The organism is Flavobacterium adhaerens (genome assembly GCF_040045115.1).
Classification (GTDB): Bacteria; Bacteroidota; Bacteroidia; order Flavobacteriales; family Flavobacteriaceae; genus Flavobacterium; species Flavobacterium adhaerens.
Genome location: NZ_JBDLZX010000001.1, coordinates 161,308 through 184,945 on the forward strand (window position 1 = coordinate 161,308; position 23,638 = coordinate 184,945).

The 23,638-nt window shown below is 33.9% G+C and carries 21 protein-coding genes; 9 read left to right on the plus strand and 12 right to left on the minus strand.

The features are described 5' to 3' along the window. Window positions 1–92: 92 nt before the first annotated feature. The 10 genes from ABEB18_RS00750 to fahA form a co-directional block, all read right to left on the minus strand. Window positions 93–1,169, minus strand: a complete 1,077-nt coding sequence (locus tag ABEB18_RS00750; protein ID WP_348797089.1) for a M20 family metallo-hydrolase — start codon at window positions 1,167–1,169, stop codon at window positions 93–95. Beyond that, a complete protein-coding gene (gene argB / locus ABEB18_RS00755; RefSeq protein WP_348797090.1) occupies window positions 1,166–1,951 on the minus strand; it encodes an acetylglutamate kinase in 786 nt (261 codons plus the stop codon). Before argB ends, ABEB18_RS00750 begins: the two co-directional genes overlap by 4 nt. Beyond that, complete coding sequence (locus ABEB18_RS00760) at window positions 1,941–2,891, minus strand: N-acetylornithine carbamoyltransferase (protein ID WP_348797091.1); 951 nt, start codon at window positions 2,889–2,891, stop codon at window positions 1,941–1,943. The genes argB and ABEB18_RS00760 overlap by 11 nt, the downstream gene beginning before the upstream one ends. 51 nt (window positions 2,892–2,942) lie before the next feature. Next, window positions 2,943–3,704, minus strand: coding sequence for a glutamate 5-kinase (proB, locus tag ABEB18_RS00765; protein WP_348797092.1), 762 nt, complete (start codon window positions 3,702–3,704; stop codon window positions 2,943–2,945). Between the two features lie 89 nt (window positions 3,705–3,793). After that, on the minus strand, window positions 3,794–4,990 hold the full coding sequence (locus ABEB18_RS00770) for a glutamate-5-semialdehyde dehydrogenase (RefSeq protein ID WP_348797093.1): 1,197 nt from the start codon (window positions 4,988–4,990) through the stop codon (window positions 3,794–3,796). Window positions 4,991–5,121: 131 nt separating this feature from the next. After that, window positions 5,122–6,258 carry an aspartate aminotransferase family protein gene (locus ABEB18_RS00775; RefSeq protein ID WP_348797094.1) on the minus strand — a complete coding sequence of 379 codons (1,137 nt, stop codon included), beginning with the start codon at window positions 6,256–6,258 and terminating at the stop codon, window positions 5,122–5,124. Window positions 6,259–6,339: 81 nt separating this feature from the next. Next, window positions 6,340–7,317 (minus strand): N-acetyl-gamma-glutamyl-phosphate reductase, encoded by a 978-nt coding sequence (gene argC, locus ABEB18_RS00780; protein WP_348797095.1) that lies wholly within the window; start codon window positions 7,315–7,317, stop codon window positions 6,340–6,342. A gap of 100 nt (window positions 7,318–7,417) precedes the next feature. Beyond that, complete coding sequence (locus ABEB18_RS00785; protein ID WP_348797096.1) at window positions 7,418–8,617, minus strand: argininosuccinate synthase; 1,200 nt, start codon at window positions 8,615–8,617, stop codon at window positions 7,418–7,420. A gap of 77 nt (window positions 8,618–8,694) precedes the next feature. Continuing rightward, complete coding sequence (locus ABEB18_RS00790; protein ID WP_348797097.1) at window positions 8,695–9,327, minus strand: GNAT family N-acetyltransferase; 633 nt, start codon at window positions 9,325–9,327, stop codon at window positions 8,695–8,697. A gap of 653 nt (window positions 9,328–9,980) precedes the next feature. Beyond that, complete coding sequence (gene fahA, locus ABEB18_RS00795; protein ID WP_348797098.1) at window positions 9,981–11,264, minus strand: fumarylacetoacetase; 1,284 nt, start codon at window positions 11,262–11,264, stop codon at window positions 9,981–9,983. A 107-nt stretch (window positions 11,265–11,371) separates the two neighbouring features. On the opposite strand from fahA, the gene glyA reads away from it, so the two are divergent. From glyA to ABEB18_RS00830, 7 genes are all read left to right on the plus strand, one after another. Beyond that, window positions 11,372–12,646 carry a serine hydroxymethyltransferase gene (glyA, locus tag ABEB18_RS00800; protein ID WP_348797099.1) on the plus strand — a complete coding sequence of 425 codons (1,275 nt, stop codon included), beginning with the start codon at window positions 11,372–11,374 and terminating at the stop codon, window positions 12,644–12,646. 134 nt (window positions 12,647–12,780) lie between these two features. Continuing rightward, on the plus strand, window positions 12,781–13,374 hold the full coding sequence (locus tag ABEB18_RS00805; RefSeq protein WP_348797100.1) for a MiaE family protein: 594 nt from the start codon (window positions 12,781–12,783) through the stop codon (window positions 13,372–13,374). 112 nt (window positions 13,375–13,486) lie between these two features. Then, window positions 13,487–14,527, plus strand: a complete 1,041-nt coding sequence (locus ABEB18_RS00810; RefSeq protein ID WP_348797101.1) for a GMP reductase — start codon at window positions 13,487–13,489, stop codon at window positions 14,525–14,527. A 25-nt stretch (window positions 14,528–14,552) separates the two neighbouring features. Next, window positions 14,553–15,050: a GNAT family N-acetyltransferase gene (locus ABEB18_RS00815; protein WP_348797102.1), complete on the plus strand. Its 498-nt coding sequence runs from the start codon at window positions 14,553–14,555 to the stop codon at window positions 15,048–15,050. A gap of 426 nt (window positions 15,051–15,476) precedes the next feature. Continuing rightward, window positions 15,477–17,711, plus strand: a complete 2,235-nt coding sequence (gene pflB, locus ABEB18_RS00820) for a formate C-acetyltransferase (RefSeq protein ID WP_348797103.1) — start codon at window positions 15,477–15,479, stop codon at window positions 17,709–17,711. Window positions 17,712–17,881: 170 nt separating this feature from the next. After that, on the plus strand, window positions 17,882–18,658 hold the full coding sequence (gene pflA / locus ABEB18_RS00825) for a pyruvate formate-lyase-activating protein (protein ID WP_348797104.1): 777 nt from the start codon (window positions 17,882–17,884) through the stop codon (window positions 18,656–18,658). Window positions 18,659–18,686: 28 nt separating this feature from the next. Beyond that, entirely contained in the window at window positions 18,687–19,874 is a 1,188-nt protein-coding gene (locus ABEB18_RS00830) for an L-lactate MFS transporter (protein WP_348797105.1), read from the plus strand. 33 nt (window positions 19,875–19,907) lie between these two features. On the opposite strand, the gene ABEB18_RS00835 is transcribed toward ABEB18_RS00830, so the two are convergent. After that, the gene (locus tag ABEB18_RS00835) at window positions 19,908–20,489 is read right to left on the minus strand and encodes a pentapeptide repeat-containing protein (RefSeq protein ID WP_348797472.1); all 582 of its coding nucleotides are present in this window, start codon (window positions 20,487–20,489) and stop codon (window positions 19,908–19,910) included. Window positions 20,490–20,698: 209 nt separating this feature from the next. After that, window positions 20,699–21,358, minus strand: coding sequence for an HAD family hydrolase (locus ABEB18_RS00840; RefSeq protein WP_348797106.1), 660 nt, complete (start codon window positions 21,356–21,358; stop codon window positions 20,699–20,701). Between the two features lie 227 nt (window positions 21,359–21,585). On the opposite strand from ABEB18_RS00840, the gene ABEB18_RS00845 reads away from it, so the two are divergent. Together ABEB18_RS00845 and galE are read left to right on the plus strand one after the other, a co-directional pair. Beyond that, the gene (locus ABEB18_RS00845) at window positions 21,586–22,560 is read left to right on the plus strand and encodes an aldose epimerase family protein (protein ID WP_348797107.1); all 975 of its coding nucleotides are present in this window, start codon (window positions 21,586–21,588) and stop codon (window positions 22,558–22,560) included. A gap of 56 nt (window positions 22,561–22,616) precedes the next feature. Further along, entirely contained in the window at window positions 22,617–23,630 is a 1,014-nt protein-coding gene (gene galE / locus ABEB18_RS00850; protein ID WP_348797108.1) for a UDP-glucose 4-epimerase GalE, read from the plus strand. Window positions 23,631–23,638: the final 8 nt, after the last annotated feature.

The window sequence follows — 23,638 nt, forward strand, 5'->3', positions numbered from 1 at the left end:
TTGCGAAGTTTTTATTTTTTAGCCCCGATAGCAGCGGTATCCTTTTCCTGCTTTCTTTAAGCAGGGAAAGATAAAGCGGATAGCGGGATTAGCTACTTAATATTATTAAAAAAATCTGTCAATATTTTAATATACAATTCGATTCCTTCTTCGATTTCGTTTAAATAAATAAATTCATCAGCCGAGTGCGAACGTAAGCTGTCTCCAGGTCCTAGTTTTAATGATTTACAATATAAAACCGATTGATCCGAAAGAGTAGGAGAACCATAAGTAGTTCTTCCTAATGCAATACCTGCTTGAACTAATCCGTGTGTAATTGGAATAGAAGAAGCGTTTAGGTGCATTGAACGCGGGTTGGCTTCGGCATTGATATTAGCTCTTACTGTTTCTAAGATTTCGGTATTGTTGTAGCAATCATTCACACGAATGTCTACAACCAACTCACATTCAGAAGGAACTACATTATGTTGTTTTCCTGCATTGATTTGGGTTACGGTCATTTTTACAGGACCTAAAACCTCTGATATTTTTTCGAATTGATAGTTTTTAAACCATTCAATTACAGCTAATGTATTGTAAATAGGATTATCGGGATTGTTGTGTGCGGCGTGACTGGCTGTACCGTTTACTTTCACATCTAAAACTAACAAGCCTTTTTCGGCTACAGCCAATTGCATTAAAGTAGGCTCGCCAACGATTGCACATTCTAATTCCGGTAAATTTTTTAAAACACTGTTTAGTCCATTTTTTCCACTGCTTTCTTCTTCAGCAGAAGCTACCATTACGATATTGTAAGGAAGATTTTCACTTTCGTAAAAATGAGTGAATGTTGCAATTAAAGAAACCAAACATCCACCTGCATCATTACTTCCTAAACCGTACAATCTGCCATCTTCAACAATAGCTTTGAATGGATCCTTTGTATAGGATTTGTTCGGTTTTACAGTATCGTGGTGGGAGTTTAAAAGAATGGTGGGTTTACTTTTATCAAAATTTTTATTGTAAGCCCAAATATTGTTGTTCTCTCTTTCGAGAGGAATGTTATTTTGAGTAAACCAATTTTCGATTAAAAGTGCAGTTTGATCTTCTTCACTTGAAAAGGAAGGGGTTTCAATTAGCGATTTTAATAACGCAATGGCTTCTTGTGTAAGGGTTTCTATGTTTTTCATAACGTTATTGTGGTATGCAATGCGGTCTTATTTTGTAACATTCTATGATGTCCAATTTTTATTTTTTGAACTCCTTTAGATAAACTATTAAAACAGTTATCTAGTTTAGGAATCATACCAGAGTGAATGGCTCCTTCAGTTTTTAACTGAGCATACAAATCTTGGTTGATGTTTTCAATAACTGAATTTTCATCTTCAACATCGGTTAAAACTCCAGCTTTTTCGAAGCAATAGTTTAAAGTAACTTCAAAAACTTCGGAGGCTGCAATAGCTAATTCACTTGCAATAGTATCGGCATTGGTATTTAATAATTGTCCGTTTTTATCGTGTGTAATAGCACAGAAAACAGGAACAATACCGCTGTTGATTAAAGTCTCTAGCAATGAAGTATTTACTTTTTTAACATCTCCAACAAAGCCATAATCAATAGTTGGGTGATTTCTTTTAGTGGACTGGATTAAATTTCCGTCAGCTCCTGAAAATCCCATAGCATTGGTATTGTTAGCTTGTAATTGAGCTACAACATTTTTATTGATTTCACCAGCATAAATCATTACTACTACATCCAACATGGGTTGGTCAGTAATTCTTCTTCCGTCAATCATTTGAGGAACTAATCCAATGCTTTGAGCCATTTTGGTAGCTGATTTTCCTCCACCGTGAACTAGAATTTTATTTCCTTCTATTTTAGAAAAATCAGAAAGGAATTGAGTTAATTCGGTTGGATTATCAATGATGTTTCCACCAATTTTTATGATGGATAAGGATTGTTTATTTTCCATTTTCCAATATTTTTTGCAATACTAATTGAGCCGAATAGGTTCTATTGTTGGCTTGTTCGATAACAATAGAGTTTTCGCTGTCTATTACTTCATCCGCAACGATTACATTTCTACGAACCGGCAGACAGTGCATGAATTTGGCATTATTAGTCAAAGCCATTTTTTCGGCAGTAACGGTCCAGTTTGGATCGGTATTGGTAATTTTTCCATAGTCGATATAATTACTCCAGTTTTTGGCATAAATAAAATCAGCATTTTCAAACGCTTTATTTTGATCGTATTCAATGACAGAATCTTTCGTGATGTCAGGATTGAGTTCGTAACCTTCAGGATGTGTAATTACAAAATCCATATCTTTTTGCTTTTGCATCATTTCTACAAAAGAATTAGGAACAGCTTGAGGCAAAGCTCTTGGATGCGGCGCCCAAGTCAGAACCACTTTTGGTTTGTGTTTGGTTTTGTATTCTGCCATCGTAATAGCATCTGCCAATGATTGTAAAGGATGTCCAGTGCAACCTTCCATGTTTACAATAGGCACAGTTGCGTGTTTTAAGAAGCCTGCCAATACCGTTTCAGCATTGTCTTTTTCTTTATCGACTAATCCCGCAAAGGCTCTAATCGCAATAATATCGGCATATTGTGAAACAACTTCGGCAGCTTCTTTGATATGTTCCGAAGCTCCTTGGTTCATTATTGTTCCGTCTTCAAATTCAAGTGTCCAGCCTTCACCACCAAAATTCATTACCATCACGTTCATTCCCAAATTTAAAGCCGCTTTTTGCGTACTTAAACGGGTTCTCAAACTAGGGTTGAAAAATAACATTACTAATGTTTTGTTTTTTCCTAGCTTTTTATTTTTAAGTGGATTCTTCTTGATTTTTAAGGCTTGTTTCACCCATTTGTCAAGCGATTCTATATTTTGTATGGATATAAAGTTCATTGCTTTATTAGTTTAAACGGTTATTAGTTTAATTGATTAATCGAATTAACATTATATGATTTTAGTAAATGCTATTTCGTTGTTCAACGCTTTCAACATAAAATTATCTTCCAGACCGTTGACAATCCAAGTTTCAATTTTTGCGGCTTTGGCAATAGCCGCCGAATCAATTTTAGATTGCATACCACCAGTTCCATGAGATGACTTAGAATCGCCAATTTCTTTTTGCAAAACAGTCAAATCATTTACTAATTCAATAGTTTCAGGAAATTCATCTTTGAAAGAAGCTTTTGTATAAATTCCATTAGTATTAGTTGCAATAATCAGAATGTCAACATTCAATAAAACGGCAGTCAAAGCCGCTAATTTATCATTGTCACCAAACTTAATTTCATCCGTTGCAACAGTATCATTTTCGTTGATAATTGGGATGTAATTGTTTTTGACTAATACATTAATAGTATTTACAATATTTTTTCGGGTTTGTTCTTTTTCAAAATCTGAATAGGAAAGCAGGCATTGCGAAATATTCAAACCTAAATCTTTGAAATTTTCATTGTAAATCCGCATCAAATGAGGTTGTCCAATAGATGCTAGAGCTTGTTTTACAAAAACGTCTTTATCATGATTGTCTAATTTTACAAATTGTTTGGCTGCAGCAATGGCACCAGAACTTACGATGATAAATTCGTATTCATCGTTTAAAGCGGCAATCTGCATACCAATATCCTCAATCTTTCCTCTCGAAATATGATTGGTTTCCTTGGTTAAGGTGTTGCTACCTAATTTTAATAAAATTCGTTTTTTTGCCATTTTTTATTCAATTATGAATTACGAATTACGGATTTTGAATTGTAGATTAATTTTAGTCCGTAATTCATAATTCGTAATTCTTAATTGATTTATCTAATTTGTCCTTCGCCATAAATGTACCACTTATTGGTTACCAAATGTTGTAATCCAATTGGTCCTCGTTGGTGTAATTTATCTGTACTGATGGCTAATTCTCCTCCTAAACCAAACTGACCACCATCTGTGAATCGGGTAGAAGCATTTTGATATACTGCTGCCGAATCAACATTATCCATAAATTCCTGCGCAACAGAATTGTTTTCTGTAATTATCGTAGCTGAATGCCCACCGCAATATTTGTTGATTTTGGCAATCGCTTCTTCATTAGAATTTACCACTCCGATAACAATTTTATAATTCAGAAACTCTTCATACCAAATCTCTTCATTTTCAATTGTAGGTATCTGAGTAGCATTTGCGAAAGCGGAATCTCCTAATATTTCAACGTTATATTTTTTTAATTCTTCAACCAATTGTTTTCCGAAAATCTCCCAATTTGGAAGCGTGGTGTCAATTAAAACTTTGTCTAACGCATTACAAACTCCGATGTTGGTTGTTTTTCCGTTGATGATAATGTCAAGAGCTTTTTTCAAATCGGCTTCTTTTTGGATATAAAGAAAGTTGTTACCACGACCGCTTACAATAACTGGGCAAGTAGCGTGTTTTTTGGTGAATTCAATTAATTTTTCACCACCACGAGGAACGATTAAATCTACTCTTTGTGTTGGTTTTTCCAAGAAAGCCTGAGTTTGCGCTCTATCATAATTCAAATATTCCACCCATTCCGTAGAAACACCATTCGATTCTAATGCCTGATGCCAAAGACTTACAATCTTTTGGTTAGAAAGTAAGGACTCTTTACCGCCTTTCAAAAGAATTTTATTTCCAGATTTGAATGCAATTCCTCCTGCTTCAACCGTTACGTCTGGTCTTGACTCATAAATAATCATAATCGTTCCAAAAGCGGCCGTTTTATTGCTGATTCGCATTCCGTTCTCATGAGTAAATTCGTAGCGAATTTGCCCCACAGGATCTTCCTGACTAGCTAGTTGTTGCGCCGAAAGAATCATGGCATCAACCTTGGCGTCATCTACAAGCAAACGCTTTTCCATAGCTAAATCTTCACCACTATAATTGGCTAAATCCTGTTGGTTGATAGCTTTCAAAGCTTCTCTTTCTTGTTCTAAAAGAGTTGCCATTGTGGTTAAAACAGCGTTTCTTTTTTCGATCGGAAGTAATGTATTCATTGGTTTTTTGGTTATTTATAACGTGAGTTAATTTATTCTCGCTTTATTTATTTTCTCCCGCAGATTAAGCAGATATTGGAAATTTCAAAATACAATCTGCAGAATCGGCAAAATCTGCGGGAGATTAATAATTATTTCAACTCAGTTAATGATTCTTGCAAAGCCACGATAAAAGTATCAATGGCTTCGGTAGTAACCGTTAACGGAGGCAGAATTCTCAATAAGTTTTTATTGTTGGCTCCACCTGTAAAAATATGTTTTTCAATAATCATTTTCTTTCTCAAAGCACTCACGTCAAAGTCAAATTCAACTCCCAACATTAATCCTTTTCCTTTTATCTGTTTGATTTCAGGGATAGCTTTGATGGCTTCCATGAAATAGGCAGAAACTTTATTAGTGTTTTCGATAAGATTTAGTTTTTCAATCACATCCAAAACCGCAATTCCCGCAGCACAAGCCAAATGACTTCCGCCAAAAGTGGTTCCCAACAATCCGTAGCTCGCTTGGAATTTAGGAGAAATCAAAACACCTCCAATCGGGAAACCGTTCCCCATTCCTTTAGCGGTAGTTACGATATCCGGATTGATTCCGTGGTGTTGAAACGCAAAGAATTTTCCACTTCTTCCGTAACCCGATTGTACTTCGTCTAAAATTAAAATTGCCCCATGTGCATTACAAGCTTTTTCCAAAGCTTGAAAAAATTCTGTTGTCCCTTGGTCGCAACCACCAACACCTTGAACGCCTTCTATAATTACTGCACAAACATCGCCTTTTGCTAATTCGGCTTCAACCAAATCAATTTGGTTCAAAGGCAGGAAAGTAACGACTTGCTGAGCATTAATCGGAGCAACGATTTTTTTGTTGTCTGTTACAGCTACGGCTGCTGAAGTTCTTCCGTGGAATGAATTATCAAAAGCAATCACTCTTGATTTTCCGTTGTGGAAAGAAGCCAGTTTCAAAGCGTTTTCGTTTGCCTCGGCACCTGAACTACATAAGAATAAGCTGAAATCAGTCAAACCAGAAGCTTTTCCTAATTTCTCGGCCAATTCCATTTGCAACGGATTTTGGATGGCATTCGAGTAAAAACTCAAATTTTCCAATTGGTCTTTTACTTTTGCCAAATAATCAGGCTGTCCATGCCCGATTGAAATTACTCCGTGACCAGAGTATAAATCTAAATATTCTGTTCCTTTATCATCGTAAATAGTGCAGTCTAATGCTTTTACAGGTGTAATAGGATATAATGGGTAAACGTCGAATAAGTTCATGTTTTTTATTGTTTAAAGTTTAAAGTTTCATGTTTCAAGTTCAGTAAGTAACTTTAAACCTGAAACTTGAAACAATTTATATTAGAATCCGCTTGGTTTCAAATGCAATCCTGTGGTTTCTTCCAATCCAAACATCAAATTCATGTTTTGGATGGCTTGTCCAGAGGCACCTTTGACTAAATTGTCGATCACCGAAGTGATCAAAATCCGGTTTCCTTTTTTCATTAAACTAATAATACATTTGTTCGTTTGTACCACTTGTTTCATATTGATATTGGTAGTGGTAACGGTTACAAACGGTTGATCTTTATAAAAAGCTTCGTATTTGGCAACCAAATTTTCTAGGCTATCTTCTGATTTTGTATATAAAGTAGCAAAAATCCCTCTTGGGAAATCGCCTCTGTTCGGAATAAAAAGCAATTCGTTTTTGAAATCAGCCTGTAATTGGTGTAAACTTTCGCCTATTTCTCCCAAATGCTGATGATCAAAAGCTTTATAATGTGAAAAGTTATTGTTTCTCCAGCTAAAATGCGAAGTTTCGGAAAGGCTTACTCCAGCACCAGTACTTCCTGTTGTGGCGTTGATGTGAACGTCGTCATTTAATAATCCGTCAGAAGCTAATGGCAATAAAGCTAACTGAATAGCCGTAGCAAAACAACCTGGATTGGCAATGAATTGAGCGTTTTTGATTTCGGTTTTGTTCAATTCAGGTAAGCCGTAAATGAATTTTTTGCCGTCAAAAACTTCGTCTTTGTTCAATCTGAAATCGTTTCCTAAATCGATGATTTTGGTATGGCTTGCAAATTGGTGTTCGGTTAAAAACGATTTTGATTTTCCATGACCTAAACACAGGAAAACTACATCCACATTTGGATTTATTGTATCGGTAAAAGTAAATTCAATTTCGCCCAATAAATCCTGATGAGCCACATGAAGCTGTTTTCCAGCATTGGTGGTGCTGTAAACGAAATCCAGTTTGGCGTCGGGGTGATTCATCAAAATTCTGATGAGTTCCCCAGCCGTATAACCTGAACCGCCAATTATTCCAATTGTAATCATAATTTATATTTTAATTTTTTATGTGTGTAGAGACGGGTTTGAAACCCGTCTGTACTGAACCCCGTCTGTACGAATCCGTCTGTACGAATGCTGTATATTATTATTCGTAAATTTCCTGATTTACTGAAGAGAAAATGTTTTGAGCATTTCCTAAAATCTTAATAAACCCTTTCGCATCTTCTGATGTCCAAGCATTATTCATTTCTCCGTATTGACCAAAACCAGTGTTCATCAAGTCGTTTTCAGATTCGATTCCGTCTAATGAGAAATGGTAAGGTTTTAAAGAAACAGTTACTGTTCCATTTACAGTTTTTTGAGTATCTTCTAAGAACGTTTCAATATTTCTCATCACAGGATCTAAAAATTGCCCTTCGTGGAAAAGCATACCGTACCAGTTTCCTAGTTGCTCTTTCCAATATTGTTGCCATTTACCAAGAGTGTGTTTCTCTAATAAATGATGTGCTTTGATAATGATAATTGGGGCAGCAGCTTCAAAACCAACTCTTCCTTTGATTCCTATAATGGTATCTCCAACGTGAATATCTCTACCGATAGCGTACGCACTAGCTAATTTTTCAAGTGTTACAATGTTGTTCGAAGGTTTGTCAGTAACGCCATTTACAGCAACTAATTCTCCTTTTTTGAATTCCAAAGTTACTTTCTCTTCACCTTCTTTTTGTAATTGAGATGGGTAAGCTTCGCTTGGTAATGGTTTTGCAGATGTCAACGTTTCTTTTCCTCCAACAGAAGTTCCCCAAAGACCTTTGTTGATAGAGTATTGTGCTTTTTCCCAAGAATAAGACACTCCGTTTTTTTGCAAATATTCTACTTCCTCCTGACGAGATAATTTTAAGTCCCGGATAGGCGTGATGATTTCGATTTCGGGAGCGATAGTTTGAAAAATCAAATCAAAACGGATTTGGTCGTTTCCTGCACCTGTACTTCCATGAGCTATGGCTGTAGCACCAACCGATTTAGCATATTTGATAGCTTCGATAGCCTGAAAAACACGTTCAGCACTTACAGATAAAGGATAGGTGTTGTTTTTTAAAACATTTCCATAAATCAAATATTTAATGGCTTTGTCATAGTATTTGTCTAAAATAGTAAGGTTTGCGTGTTTGGCGCTTCCCAATTCATAAGCACGGTCTTCGATAGCTTTCAATTCGGCATCGTCAAAACCACCTGTGTTAACCAATACAGTATGAACTTCAAAACCTTTTTCGTTTTTCAAATATTTCAGACAGTATGATGTGTCTAATCCTCCGCTGTATGCTAAAACTACTTTTTTACTTCCCATTTTATATTGTTTTTGTGGAGTTTGCAAAACCCCGATTTCATTTTATTTGAACTTATTGTGATGAGCTTTTAACTTTTTTATTTTTCTTTTTGCAAGAAAAGGGCTTGTTTGATTTCTTTTAAACGATTCCAGATTCTTTTATTAAATGGATGTTTTGGCGGATCTTTTGGTTTTTCTGCTGGATCGTATAACATTCCAGTGCACAAACACATTTTGTAATCTTTGCTTTTTAAGATTTCAAAATTGGTGCAAGTTTGACATCCTTTCCAAAAGCTAGGATCGTTGGTTAATTCGGAAAAGGGAACTGGTTTGTATCCCAAATCCGAATTAATTTTCATTACAGCCAGACCAGTTGTAATACCGAAAACTTTGGCACCAGGGTATTTTTTTAATGAATAATTAAATACAAAAGTTTTGATTTTCTTTGCTAAACCTAAGTTTCTAAAGTCAGGATGTACGATTAATCCAGAGTGAGCAACAAATTTGCCATGTTGCCAACTTTCAATATAGCAAAAACCTGCAAAAACCCCATTTTTGTCTAATGCTATAACAGCATCTCCGTTTGACATTTTTTTCTGAATATATTCTGGTGTTCTTTTGGCAATACCTGTGCCTCTCAATAAGGCAGACGATTCTATTGTGTCACATATTTCTTGTGCATATTTATAGTGTTCTTCTTGAGTTACTACAATAGAAATGTTTGTTTTCACTAGTTGAATTTTAGGTTAAAAAAAATTGTTGTAATCAAATTTGTAATCGTTTTTATTTGCAATATCAAATATAGAATAAATGCAGATAAGTACAATCCAATAGATTGAGTTACAGTTAGATGAATTTAAATTGGTGTTTTTATTTAGACAAATAAATCCAAATAAATATGGAAATAATTTCAAAATGATAAAATAAGAAATGAGTAGCTATATTACGAATACACTTTGGAAGCTATGATTATAGCATCCGTACTTCGGGAGAAGTTGTAGTTGGCATTATCCGAGAGATAATTGTGATATATGTTCCTTTATTTTTCATGGGGCAAAATTACAATTATTTTTTATTTAATGGTTGTTTTTTTTGTAAAAGTCTTTTTTTTAACAAATGATTAGTTTTTTGTGGAATTAAGATTGGTATTTATTATAAAAGGCTTTGTTTTAGTGTTTTTTTCTTCCTTTTAAGTTTTTAGATTTTAAATATTGAAAATTCGAGTGTGTTTAGGAAGTGTTTTTGTTTGATTATTAGTGAAATTTTCTCTCCAAAGACTGTTGATGGAAGTTTATATGTTGGTTAGTTGGTTAGAAGTGAAGTTTTAGAAATAAAAAACCGACAAGTTAGAATTGTCGGTTGTTATAGTAATCGTATTTTTAAATTACTGTGATAAAAATGGGGGAAGTAATTTGCTTGAGCATTCTCCAAAACCAATGCGAACTTTTCCGTTCTGACTGTATCCTTTGATAATTACAGTGTCTCCATCATTTATAAATTTACGTTCTGTGCCATCATTCAGCTTTATTGGGTTTTTTCCTCCCCATGTTAATTCTAGCATTGAGCCATAGCTGTCAGGTGTTGGTCCAGAAATGGTTCCTGAACCCATCATGTCACCCGAATTAACACGGCAACCATTGGAGGTATGATGTGCTAATTGTTGGCTCATTGTCCAATACAAATATTTGAAATTGGTTTTTGAAACAACTGTAGGTTCTTTGTTTTCTGGAGCAATAGAAACTTCAAGATTTATATCGAAAGAATGTTTTCTTTTTTGTTGTAAATAAGGGAACGGAACAGGTTCTTGTTTTGGTCCTTTTGTTCTAAAAGGTTCTAAAGCATCCATAGTGATAATCCATGGGGAAATTGACGAGGCAAAACTTTTGGCTAAGAATGGACCTAATGGCACATACTCCCATTTCTGAATATCACGAGCGCTCCAATCGTTCAGTAAAACCATTCCGAAAATATAGTCTTCGGCTTCACTAATTGGAATCGTTTCTCCCATAATATTGCAATCTGTAGTAATGAATGCAGTTTCCAATTCAAAATCGATTGATCTTGATGGGCCAAAAACAGGTGTGGTTTCGCCTTGTGGTAAAGTTTGTCCCATTGGTCTATGTACGGGTATTCCTGAAGGGATTATTGTAGAGCTTCTCCCGTGATAACCAATTGGTATATGAAGCCAGTTGGGTAATAATGCATTTTCGGGATCGCGATACATTTTGCCAACATTGGTAGCGTGTTCTTTACTTGAATAGAAATCCGTATAATCTCCTATTAAAACAGGGAGTTGCATTTCGATATCTTCTATTTTAAAAATAAGAATGTTTCTATGTTCAATGTTGTCTCTTAATTCTGGATTGTTGGCATCAAAAATATCTGCAATTCTGTTGCGAACTAAGCGCCATGTTTTTTTTCCGTCCGAGATAAAATCATTTAAGGTATCCTGCATGAACATATCATCGGTTAAATCAATACCTTCAAAATAATTTAGTTGTTGTAAAGCGCCTAAATCGATAGCAAAATCACCAATTCGAGTTCCTACTGTAACGACGTTTTCTTTGGTTAGAAAAACACCAAAAGGAATATTTTGAATAGGGAAGTCACTGTCAGGAAAAGTTTCTAACCATGATTTTCGTGTTGTATCGTTGGCAGTTATTGGCATAATATCGTTAATTGTATGTTGAAAATTACTTGTCAAATATATTATAATCTAATTGTTTACCAAGCGTTTTTTTGTATTTTTGCGTCGAATTAACTAAAATTAAAAAAATGCAACGCGACAAACAAATATTTGACCTTATTTTAGAAGAACAAGACAGACAAATTCACGGATTAGAGCTTATCGCTTCTGAGAATTTTGTAAGTGATGAAGTTATAGAAGCTGCTGGTTCTATTTTAACAAATAAATATGCTGAAGGCTATCCGGGTAAAAGATACTATGGAGGTTGTGAAGTAGTAGATGTTGTTGAACAAATTGCTATTGATAGAGCAAAAGAATTATTTGGTGCGGAATATGCAAACGTGCAACCACACTCAGGTTCGCAAGCAAATGCTTCAGTATATCATGCTTGTTTAAATGCTGGTGATAAAATATTAGGTTTTGATTTGTCTCATGGAGGTCACTTAACTCATGGTTCACCTGTTAACTTTTCAGGACGTCTTTATAATCCAGTTTTCTACGGTGTAGATAAAGAAACGGGAAGATTAGATTATGATAAAATCCAAGAAATAGCAACTAAAGAACAACCAAAGTTAATTGTTGCTGGAGCTTCTGCATATTCTCGTGATATGGATTTTGCTCGTTTTAGACAAATTGCAGATAGTGTTGGGGCAATTTTAATGGCTGATATTTCTCATCCAGCTGGGTTAATTGCAAAAGGATTATTAAGCGATCCAATTCCACATTGTCATATCGTGACTACTACAACTCACAAAACGTTACGTGGACCACGTGGAGGTTTGATTTTGATGGGTAAAGATTTTCCAAACCCAATGGGATTAACAACTCCTAAAGGTGAAATTAGAATGATGTCTAACTTGTTAGATTTGGCTGTTTTCCCTGGAAATCAAGGGGGACCTTTGATGCATATTATTGCTGCAAAAGCGGTAGCATTTGGTGAAGCCTTGCAAGATGAATTCTTTACATACGCTATGCAATTGCAAAAAAATGCTAAAGCAATGGCCGAAGCTTTTGTGAAAAGAGGATACAACATCATTTCTGGTGGTACAGATAACCACATGATGTTGATTGATTTGAGAAATAAAAACATTTCTGGAAAAGAAGCTGAAAATGCTCTTGTAAAAGCAGAAATTACTGTAAATAAAAACATGGTTCCTTTTGATGATAAATCACCATTTATTACTTCTGGAATTCGTGTAGGAACTGCTGCAATCACAACTCGTGGTTTGCTAGAAGAAGATATGGAAACTATTGTAGATTTGATTGATAGAGTTTTGGTTGATCATACAAACGAAGATGTTATCGAACAAGTAGCAACAGAAGTTAACGAAATGATGAGCGAAAGAGCTATTTTCGTTTTCTAAATTTTTGTTTAAAGTTTCAGGTTTAAAGTTTAAAGTTTTGCGTTTGTCTAAAAGCATTCCGAAACTTTAAACTTTTTTCATTTTCAAACAACTTTAAACGGTTCAACAAAATTAAACTTTAAACAAAAAAAGAAATGGGCGTATTACGATTACAATTACCAACTGATCCCAGATGGGTAAATATTGTTGAAAAAAACATAGAAGAGATTCTAACAGATCATGCTTGGTGCGAGCAAAAAGCTGCTACCAATGCCATTACAATTATTACCAATAATCCAGAGCATCAAGATTTAGTAAAGGATTTATTGGCTTTGGCCAAAGAAGAAATAGATCATTTTGAACAAGTACACAATATCATCATCCAGCGTGGACTAAAATTAGGACGTGAGCGTAAAGACGATTATGTAAATGAATTGTATTTGTATATGAAAAGAAGTGGTGACGGTAGCAGGGTTTCTGGTTTGGTAGAACGTTTGTTGTTTTCGGCTATGATTGAAGCTAGAAGCTGTGAACGATTCAAAGTCTTGTCGGAAAATATTAACGATAAAGAATTAGCTGTTTTTTACCGCGAATTAATGGAAAGTGAAGCTGGACATTATACTACTTTTATTACTTATGCCAGAAAATACGGTGTTGGAATAGATGTTGAAAAGCGTTGGAGAGAATGGTTGGCTTTTGAAGAATCTATTATTACCAATTACGGTAAGGGAGAAACAATTCATGGTTAATTTATTGTTTTTAAAGTTTTATTGTTGATAAATGGGTAATTAGTTTTTAAGCGCTTTTAATCTGTTATTTTTCAAAAATAGTATATTTGAGAGTAACCAAAAATTTTAAGCCATGAGAATAGAAGCTGATTTGAAATTGGGATTTAAAGACGTAATGATTAGACCCAAAAGGTCAACTTTGAAAAGTAGATCTGAAGTTTCTTTAGAGCAGAATTTTAAATTTTTGCATAGCACAACTAGTTGGACAGGAATCCCGATTATGGCTGCCAATATGGATACTGTAGGAACTTTTGAAATGGCTAAAGCGTTGGCTAAAGAAAAACTTTTTACCGCTATACATAAACATTATACCCCTCAGGAATGGAGTATTTATCTGAGAAATGTTCCAGATGATTTTTATAATTACATAGCTGTAAGTACTGGAACCGGAAAAGAAGATTCTAAAAAAATATCCGAAATTATTACAGCAAATCCGCAGCTTAAATTTATATGTATTGATGTTGCCAATGGTTATTCGGAACATTTTGTTCAGTTTTTAAAACAAACCCGTAAACAATATCCTGACAAAGTGATTATTGCTGGTAATGTTGTTACTGGTGAAATGGTAGAAGAACTGTTGTTAGCTGGAGCTGATATTGTTAAAGTCGGAATTGGACCAGGTTCTGTTTGTACAACTCGTGTAAAAACTGGAGTTGGATATCCTCAGCTTTCAGCTATTATTGAATGTGCCGATGCAGCTCATGGTTTAGGAGGTCACATTATTAGCGATGGTGGATGTATAACCCCTGGTGACGTTGCAAAAGCTTTTGGAGCTGGTTCTGATTTTGTAATGTTGGGAGGGATGCTAGCTGGTCATGCCGAAAGTGGTGGCGAAATGATCGAAATTGAAGGACAGAAATTTAGACAATTTTACGGAATGAGTTCTACTACTGCAATGGATAAACATGTAGGAGGTGTTGCAGAATATAGAGCAAGTGAAGGTAAAACTGTTCAAGTTCCTTATAAAGGAAAAGTTATCAATACTGTTTTGGATATTTTGGGTGGATTAAGAAGCACTTGTACTTATGTTGGGGCTTCGAGATTAAAGGAACTCACCAAACGGACAACCTTTATAAGGGTTAGCGAGCAGGAAAATCAAATCTTTAGTAAATAATTTAAATACAAATAGTTTAGAATATATGATTAGCATTTCAAAAGCGGGATTAAATGATATTAAAACAATTCAAGAAATTGCTAATGTTACTTGGCCAAGTACTTATGGAGAAATCTTAACCAAAGTACAATTGGATTATATGTTGGATTTAATTTATTCAGAAGTACTTTTGACCCGACAAATTCAGTATAACGAACAATTGTTTTGTTTGATCTCTGATTTTGAAGGAATAATTGGTTTTATAGGAATAGAGCATCATTATAATGATGAATTGATTACCAAAATTCATAAAATATATCTTTTGCCAGAAACACAAGGAAAAGGTTATGGGAAAGAGGTTTTTGGTTCGATAGAAAAGTTGGCATTAGAAAATAATTCAAAAGAGCTCTTTTTAAATGTAAACCGGTTTAATACAGCATTGAATTTTTATAAAAAAATAGGTTTTGAAATCATCGATGAAGTTGATATTGAAATTGGAAATGGATATTTGATGGAAGATTATGTAATGAAAAAAATAATTTAATCATTTATCTCAAATAGTATTGTCCCTTTTTGAAGAGTTTACTTCAAAAGGGGATTTTTTTTGTTCATAATTTAGATAAAAATGATGCTTTTGAATAGTTTAGGAATGGAAATGAGTCTAAGTTTTGCTTAAAAAAAAGAGCCGTAATTGTATTTCTCAGAAGAAAAATGCCTTCAGTTTTAAAATTGCAAAAACTATAACGATAGCGTTATTTTGCGATTTTGATTATTAAAATGATTTAAAAAAACACATACTAAATTTAAATCATAAAAACACTTCATTAAAGTTATCATTTTGGAATAAAGGATTCAGTTTTGGTAAAAAACACTTTTAGTTAACAGTCTGTTTGCATATTTCGTAAATTTAATAAGGGTAAATTAGTAGATGCATATTAAAAAAGACAATAAATAATTAATATATAAAAACATGGAAAATTTATTAAAAAAAACAGAATTTAAAGAAGGTGTTTGGAAAACTAGTATAGATGTACATGATTTCATTTTGAAAAACATTAAATCCTATGAAGGAGATGCTGGGTTTCTTTCAGGGCCATCTAACAGAACAATTAAATTGTGGGATGTTTGTAAAGAAGCTCTTTTAAAAGAAAGACAAAATGATGGGTGTCTAGCTATAGATACAGAAGTGATTTCTAATATTACTTCTTTTGGACCAGGATATATCCAAAAAGAGAATGAAACAATTGTAGGACTTCAAACGGATGAGATTTTGAAACGTGCTATGAAACCTTTTGGAGGAATCAAACTGGTAGAAGGTGCTGTAGCAGAAAAAGGTTTAAAAGTTTCGAATAGAGTGATTGATATCTTTAATTATGCAAAAAATCATAATCAAGCTGTATTCGAAGCTTATGACAGTGAAATAAAAACGTATCGATCTAAACATGTACTAACTGGTTTACCAGATAATTATGCTAGAGGAAGAATTATAGGTGATTATAGAAGAGTAGCTTTATATGGAATTGACCGATTGATTGCCGAAAAGAAACTAGATAAAGAAAAAGTTTCTGGGGCTATGAACGACGCTAAAGTTCGTTTACGAGAAGAAATAGCAGATCAGATTAATGCTCTTCAGGATATGAAAGCCATGGCGCTTTCTTATGGAATCGATATTTCGGATCCTGCTGAAAATGCTCATGAAGCAGTTCAGTTTACCTATTTAGCTTATTTGAGTGCTGTTAAAGAACAGGATGGTGCAGCAATGTCATTGGGTAATGTTTCTTCATTTTTGGATGTTTATATAGAAAATGATATTGAGGAAGGAATAATTAATGAAGAACAGGCTCAGGAATATATTGACCAGTTTGTAATGAAATTGAGATTAGTGCGTCATCTTCGTCCAGGAGCTTATGATGCTATTTTTGGAGGGGATCCAACTTGGGTTACAGAGGCTATTGGCGGACAACTAAAAGATGGAAGAACTAAAGTTACCAAAACTTCTTTCCGTTTCCTTCAGACACTTTATAATTTAGGAGCTTCACCAGAGCCTAACTTAACTGTCTTATGGTCTGAAAATTTACCTCAGGGATTCAAAGATTTCTGTGCTAAGGTTTCTATCGATACATCTTCACTTCAATATGAAAACGATGATTTGATGAGAGAAAATCGTGGTTCAGATGATTATGGTATTGCTTGTTGTGTTTCGTATCAGCATATTGGAAAAACAATTCAGCACTTTGGAGCACGTGCTAATTTACCAAAAGCACTTTTGATGTCTTTAAATGGAGGAAGAGAAGAATCTGAAGGAGTAAAAATAGTAAACAATATTCCAGAACTGGAAGATGAAATATTGGATTATGATACGGTAATGAATTCTTTCAAAAAAACCTTGGCCGAAGTAGCTCGTGTTTATGCTAAATCAATGTATATCATTCATTATATGCATGACAAATATTACTACGAAAGAGCTCAAATGGCTTTGATTGATTCTGATCCAAATATTGATATTGCTTATGGAGCTGCAGGAATTTCGATTATTGCAGATTCGCTTTCTGCCATTAAGTATGCAAAGGTTACTCCAATCAGAAACGAAAAAGGATTGACTGTAGAGTTTAAAATTGAAGGAGATTATCCGAAATTTGGAAATGACGATGATAGAGTGGATAGTATCGCACAAGAGGTAACAAAAATATTCATTGATGAGTTGAGAAAACATCAAACCTATAAAAATTCTGTTCCAACTCTTTCATTGCTTACCATTACTTCTAATGTGATGTATGGTTCTAATACAGGGGCTACACCAGATGGTCGTAAAGCAGGTGAAGCTTTTGCTCCTGGGGCAAATCCAATGCACGGAAGAGATGAAAATGGTGCAATTGCTTCTTTAAATTCAGTTAGTAAATTGAATTATAATGATGCTCAAGACGGGATTTCATATACTTTTACAATGGTTCCAAAATCGTTGGGAAATAATAAAGAGGAACAAATAGTGAATCTGACTACGATTCTGGATGCTTATTTTGGAAGAAATGCGCATCATTTAAATGTGAATGTTTTAAACAAAGAAACCTTATTGGATGCGTATAATCATCCTGAGAATTATCCTCAATTGACTATTCGTGTTTCTGGTTACGCTGTTAATTTTGTGCGTTTGTCTAAAGCTCATCAATTAGAAGTTATCAGCAGAACATTTCATGAAAACATGTAATGAAACTGATTTTAAAAAAGGCGAATTTTGATTATACTAATTCTATTCCTTTGTTTTTTTAAAGGAATAGAATTGTATTATCTGTTGTCCGTTGAGAGAAATTCAGCTTAGATACGAAAGAACTGTATAAGCGGGTGGGTTTCTATTTAAAAACTTAAATATAAAAAAGTATGTATTTCCCAGAACAAGATACTCATTTATTGAACGAATCTGATATTGATTTATTAAGAATACATTCTTTAGAAACTTTTGGTACGCATGATGGCCCTGGAATACGTATGGTTGTTTTTGTTCAAGGATGTCAGTTTAGATGTTTGTATTGTCAAAATCCAGATTCGATAGATGTAAATGGGGGTACTCTTGTTACTATTGATGAACTTGCTACCAAAGCAATAAAACAAAAAATGTATTTTGGTAAAAAAGGAGGAGTGACAGTTTCTGGTGGCGAACCTTTATTACAAAGAGCTAAATTAATTCATTTTTTTGACCGTTTGCACGAACACGGAATCAATACTTGTTTGGATTCAAACGGAAGAGTGCTAGATTCTCAAACCAAAAATCTTTTAGATCGAACAGATTTGTTACTTCTCGATGTAAAACATATCAATCCTGAATGGCATAAAAAATTGACTGGTTTAAATAATACTACCACCTTAAAAATTGCTGAATATCGTGAAAGTACTGGAAAACCAATGTGGCTACGTTATGTTTTTGTTCCTGGATGGACAGATCAAGAAGAATATTTACACGAATGGGCAAAGCATTTTTCGAGTTATAAAACGATAGAAAGAGTTGAGATTATTCCTTTTCATCAATTAGGAAAACACAAATGGCAATTAATGAATTTAGAATATGCTCTTAATGAGACTCCTTTGCCAACTGCAGTAGCTTTAGAAAAAGCGAAAGAAATTTTCAGTTTGTATTTAGATAATGTGAATATAAAATAAGCACAAACCTTTTTTAAGAAGTTAGAAAATGAAGAAAAATAAATATTTGATTGTATTGGCAGGAATGATAATGCAGTTGTCTATAGGTTCTATTTATGCCTATAGCAAATGGATTGTGCCTTTGACAGAAAAATTAAATTGGAATGCTCATGATACTAAAACTGGGTTCAGTCTTGCTATCTGTTTTTTAGGATTAACAGCTGCTTTCATGGGGAAATATGCTCAAAAGATAGGCCCTTCAAAAGCTGGATTATTGGCTACAACATTTGTATCTTTAGGGTTATTAGGCAGTGCTGTGGCTGTTGATGTCAACTCTATTTATATGTTTTACCTGACATTTGGTGTTTTGCAGGGAATAGGATTAGGATTTGGATATGTAGTTCCGGTTTATACTGTTGTAAAATGGTTTCCTGATCGTCCAGGATTGGCTTCGGGTATTATTATTATGTCTTTTGCATTAGGATCTCTGCTGGCTTCTTTTTTAATTAGTCCATTAATTGCTTCTTTTGGATTATCGGGAGCGTTTTCAATATTAGGAACAGTTTACGGAGTTTGTATGTTATTAAGCGCTTTGTATCTAGAAAATCCTATTGGTACAGGTATAGCAAATACGAATGAAAATGATTTGGCTCCAAAAGAAATCATAACAGACAAGCGTTTTATTGCTCTTTGGTTGTTATTGTTTTTGAATGTTTGTGGTGGTATTGCAATAATTTCAAAAGCAGCTGTTTTAGGAGGAGAAGTTGTAGGAATGAGTGCTGCAGAGGCCACAATTTTTGTTGCCATTATCGGATTATTCAATGGGTTAGGGCGTTTATTTTGGTCTAGTATTTCGGATAAAATAGGGTGCTGGACTACTTTTATGATTTTTATAGGAATTAATGCAATTTGTTTTATTTTGATTCCTAGTTTTTCAACAAATATGTTTTCTTTTCAAGCTCTTACTTACATTATCATTGCAGGTTATGGAGCAGGTTTTGCGACAATGCCATCGTTTGTAAAAAGTATTTTTGGAGCTGAAAAATATGGACAGGTTTTTGGTTATATCCTGACTGCGTGGTCTGCTGCAGCCTTTGTTGGACCTTTGTTGTTAAGCTTAAGTACCGAAATTACTATTTTTTACCTGTTTTCTATACTATTGCTTATTGGTTTAGTTGTTGGATTCTGGCTGAGGGGATTATTGGTTAGATCAGCCGTGCAGTCTAATTATCTGTAACCTTTTTGTTTTAAGAATTAAGAGTTATTTACTTCAACCAATGTTTTTTTTTATTATTAGTTCATGTTTGAAAAGCAGTCCTTTTACTTCATTAAGTGAAAAAACTGCTTTTTTAATTTTAGTTTTTGTTGGGTCGATGGTATAGTTATAACTGGTTTTGAAGTCGGCTTTGCTGGTATTTGCTTTTGCAAACTCACTTTTATATAAATCACAGTTGTCAAAAATAGCTTCTGTTAAATCTGCAGCCATAAAATCTACAGCAATCAAACTACAATTGATAAACGGCGTAGCTTTTAATTTTAAAGTATAAAACTTTGAAAAGTCTAATACACAGTCCTGAAAACGAATTTCAAAAATAATTCGGTTGCACATTGCAAAATTTACTTCTTTGATTTCGCAATGATTAAAAGTTACAGTTCGTAAAGCAACATGGTTGATGTTGGCTTGGTTAAATATACAGTCATTAAAAACACAATCGATAAAAGTTACATCTATAAAATTACAGGCCGAAAAATTGCAATGATTAAAAGTACAACGTTCAAATTCCTTAAAATTCAATTCATCGATAGTATAAGTTTTATTGTTGTATTCAATATCAAAGAAATACTCAGGCATATTTATAATAAAGTTTAGAGCTTTTTTTAGGAGCAGAACAGTAAGGTATTTAACAACAGTAGTCCCGCTATCCATTATATTCCCGATTTAGTAAAACTGCGGCCGAAAAAGCCTTGTTTTTCTAAACCGGGAGATGCCATTTCTATCGGGGCTAGATTAGAACAATTGTTTTTTAGATCACTTTTTTACTTTTGAGTAATACAAAACCATTAGTTGTTCAATAACTCCAAAATTTTATCTATGTTTATTTCACTATAATCGTTTATGTAAAAGTGACATGGAGGTAATTGTTCTCTGGTGTGCGAACTCAAAACCCCAACCACTTTCATTCCAGCATTAAGACCAGCCGTTACTCCCGAAAAGGAATCCTCAAAAACAACACAATCCGAAGGAGAAACCCCAACACGTTCAGCTGATTTCAAATATACTTCTGGATTAGGTTTGTGAGCTGTTACATCTTCACTTGCCATCATAGAGTTCATTTTATCCGCTATTCCTAAAGTATTTACAATCAAGTCAAGATTGGCACGAGGTGCCGAGGTAGCAACTGCAGTTTTAAAGTTGTGAGCTTTTAGTTTTTTTAGAAAATCTAAATAATGAGGAATAGTTTTTACTTTATCTTTGTATATCTCGCGAAACATTGATTCTTTTTCGTTTTCTAGTTCTTTGAGTTCTATTCCTGAAATAGGACGCTCAAAGAAATGACTCATAATATACCCATTGTGTTTACCATACATATGATCTTCAAACTCTTTCTCAGAATGAGGGATTTGGTATTTGTCAAAAAAGGCTTCGAAAGCTTTTGCATGATGCGGATTTGTATGACAAATCACCCCATCCATATCAAAAATAACACATTGTTGTTTCATTGTTTTTGTTTTTGGGGCGCAAGATACAATCATTTCTACTGTATAGCCGAATTTGAAAATGGAATATTTTTAAAGGTGTTTCTCTGTTTTTGCAATTCTATTGTGTAAATAGACTTGATGAACATGAAATTTGATTCTAAAACTGGTAGGTACTAGTGGGTTTGTTTTGTTTTTTTGTCTTAGTTTTGTTTCAATAAATTATAGCAAAAAGGATTATTAGAAAACAAATGGATACTTATATATTAAGAAACAAAAATGGTGTTGAGGTTGAATTACTTTCGTATGGTGCAACACTCAAATCATTGAAATTGCCTTTGAACAATGGTGAAATTATAGATGTTGTTCTTGGTTTTGATACACTAGATAATTATGAAAAATCATATAATATTCAAGGAGCACCTTATTTTGGTGCAACAGTAGGAAGATATGCTGGTAGAATTAAAGAAGGTGTTTTTTCTTTAAATGGAAAACAATATCAATTGTACCAAAATAATAATGGAAACGCTTTGCACGGTGGTAAAACTGGTTTTAGTCAAAAAGAGTGGAAAATTATTTCTCAAAAATCTGGAGATGATCCTTCGGTTACTTTTGGTTATTTAAGCCCACATTTAGAAGAAAATTTTCCTGGTGAATTGGCTGTTATAATTACCTATAGCTTATCCGAAAACAATGAAGTTACGATTGAATATAATGCTGAATCATTAGAGGATACTATTATCAATTTAACTCATCACAGTTATTTTAATTTAGATGGACATCAAGGATCGATTGATAATCAAGAATTGTATGTTAATGCCAAACAGTTTGTAGAAACTGACACTGATAATATACCATCTGGTAAACTCATCGATTTAAAAGGTCATCCATTCAATTTTACAAAATTTAAAAAATGTCCAACTGTAATTGATAATACATTTGTTGTTCAAAATGATGATAAGATTGCTGCAACTTTGATGAGTAGTAAAAATGGAATCAAAATGGATGTAATTACCAATCAGCCTGGAGTTCATATTTATGTTGGAGGTAAATGTACTGAGGAATTAAAGGGAAAAGAAGGAATTGAATATCATACATTGAGTGGAATTTGTTTCGAGACTCAAAATTTCCCTGATGCTCCCAATCATCAAAATTTCCCATCGGCTATCTTACGCAAAGGCGAAAAGTACTTTCATAAAACAACTTATAAATTTCAAAATTTATAAGAATAGCCCAGAAAATAATTTATAACTTAGAAATCGTATTATATTAAATAAAAAAAATGAAAATATTAGTAACAGGGGGTTTAGGTTTTATTGGTTCTCACACTGTTGTTGAATTGCAACAAGAAGGATTTGAAGTCGTAATTATAGATAATCTATCAAATTCTTCGATAGATGTTTTACAAGGGATTAAGTCAATTACTCAAAAAGAACCTATTTTTGAGAACATTGATTTGAGAAGTAAATCAGCAGTTCAGGAATTTTTTAAAAAGCATTCAGATTTGTCTGGTGTGATTCATTTTGCTGCTTCCAAAGCGGTAGGGGAGAGTGTTGAAAAGCCTTTAGATTATTATGAAAATAATATTGGTAGCTTGGTTTATTTGTTACAAGAATTGCAAAATATTCCTGGTGCGAATTTTATTTTTAGTTCTTCTTGTACCGTTTATGGTCAAGCTGAAAAAATGCCAATTGATGAAAATACACCAATTCAACCAGCACTTTCACCATACGGTAATACGAAACAAATTGGTGAAGAGATTATAACTGATGCTGCCAAAGTAAGTGATATAGCAGCTATTTTATTGCGTTATTTTAACCCAATTGGAGCACATCCGTCAGTAGCGATTGGAGAATTGCCTTTGGGAGTTCCGCAAAACTTAGTTCCATTTATTACGCAAACCGCTATTGGTTTACGTAAAGAACTTTCGGTTTATGGTGATGATTATGATACTCCTGACGGAACTTGTATTCGTGATTATATTCACGTAGTCGATTTGGCCAAAGCACATGTTGTTGCTTTACAGCGTTTAATCAATAAAAAGAATCAAGAAAAAGTTGAGGTTTTCAATTTAGGTTCTGGTGTAGGAAGTTCTGTTTTAGAAGTGATTCATGCTTTTGAAAAAGTGAGTAATCAAAAATTGCCGTATAAAATTGTAAGTAGAAGAGAAGGGGATGTAACTCGAGCATTTGCCAATACGGATAAAGCCAATACAGTTTTAGGTTGGAAAACACAATCTAGTTTAGAAGATGCTATTTCTAGTGCTTGGAAATGGGAACAAAAAATTAGAAGTTAATATGTTTT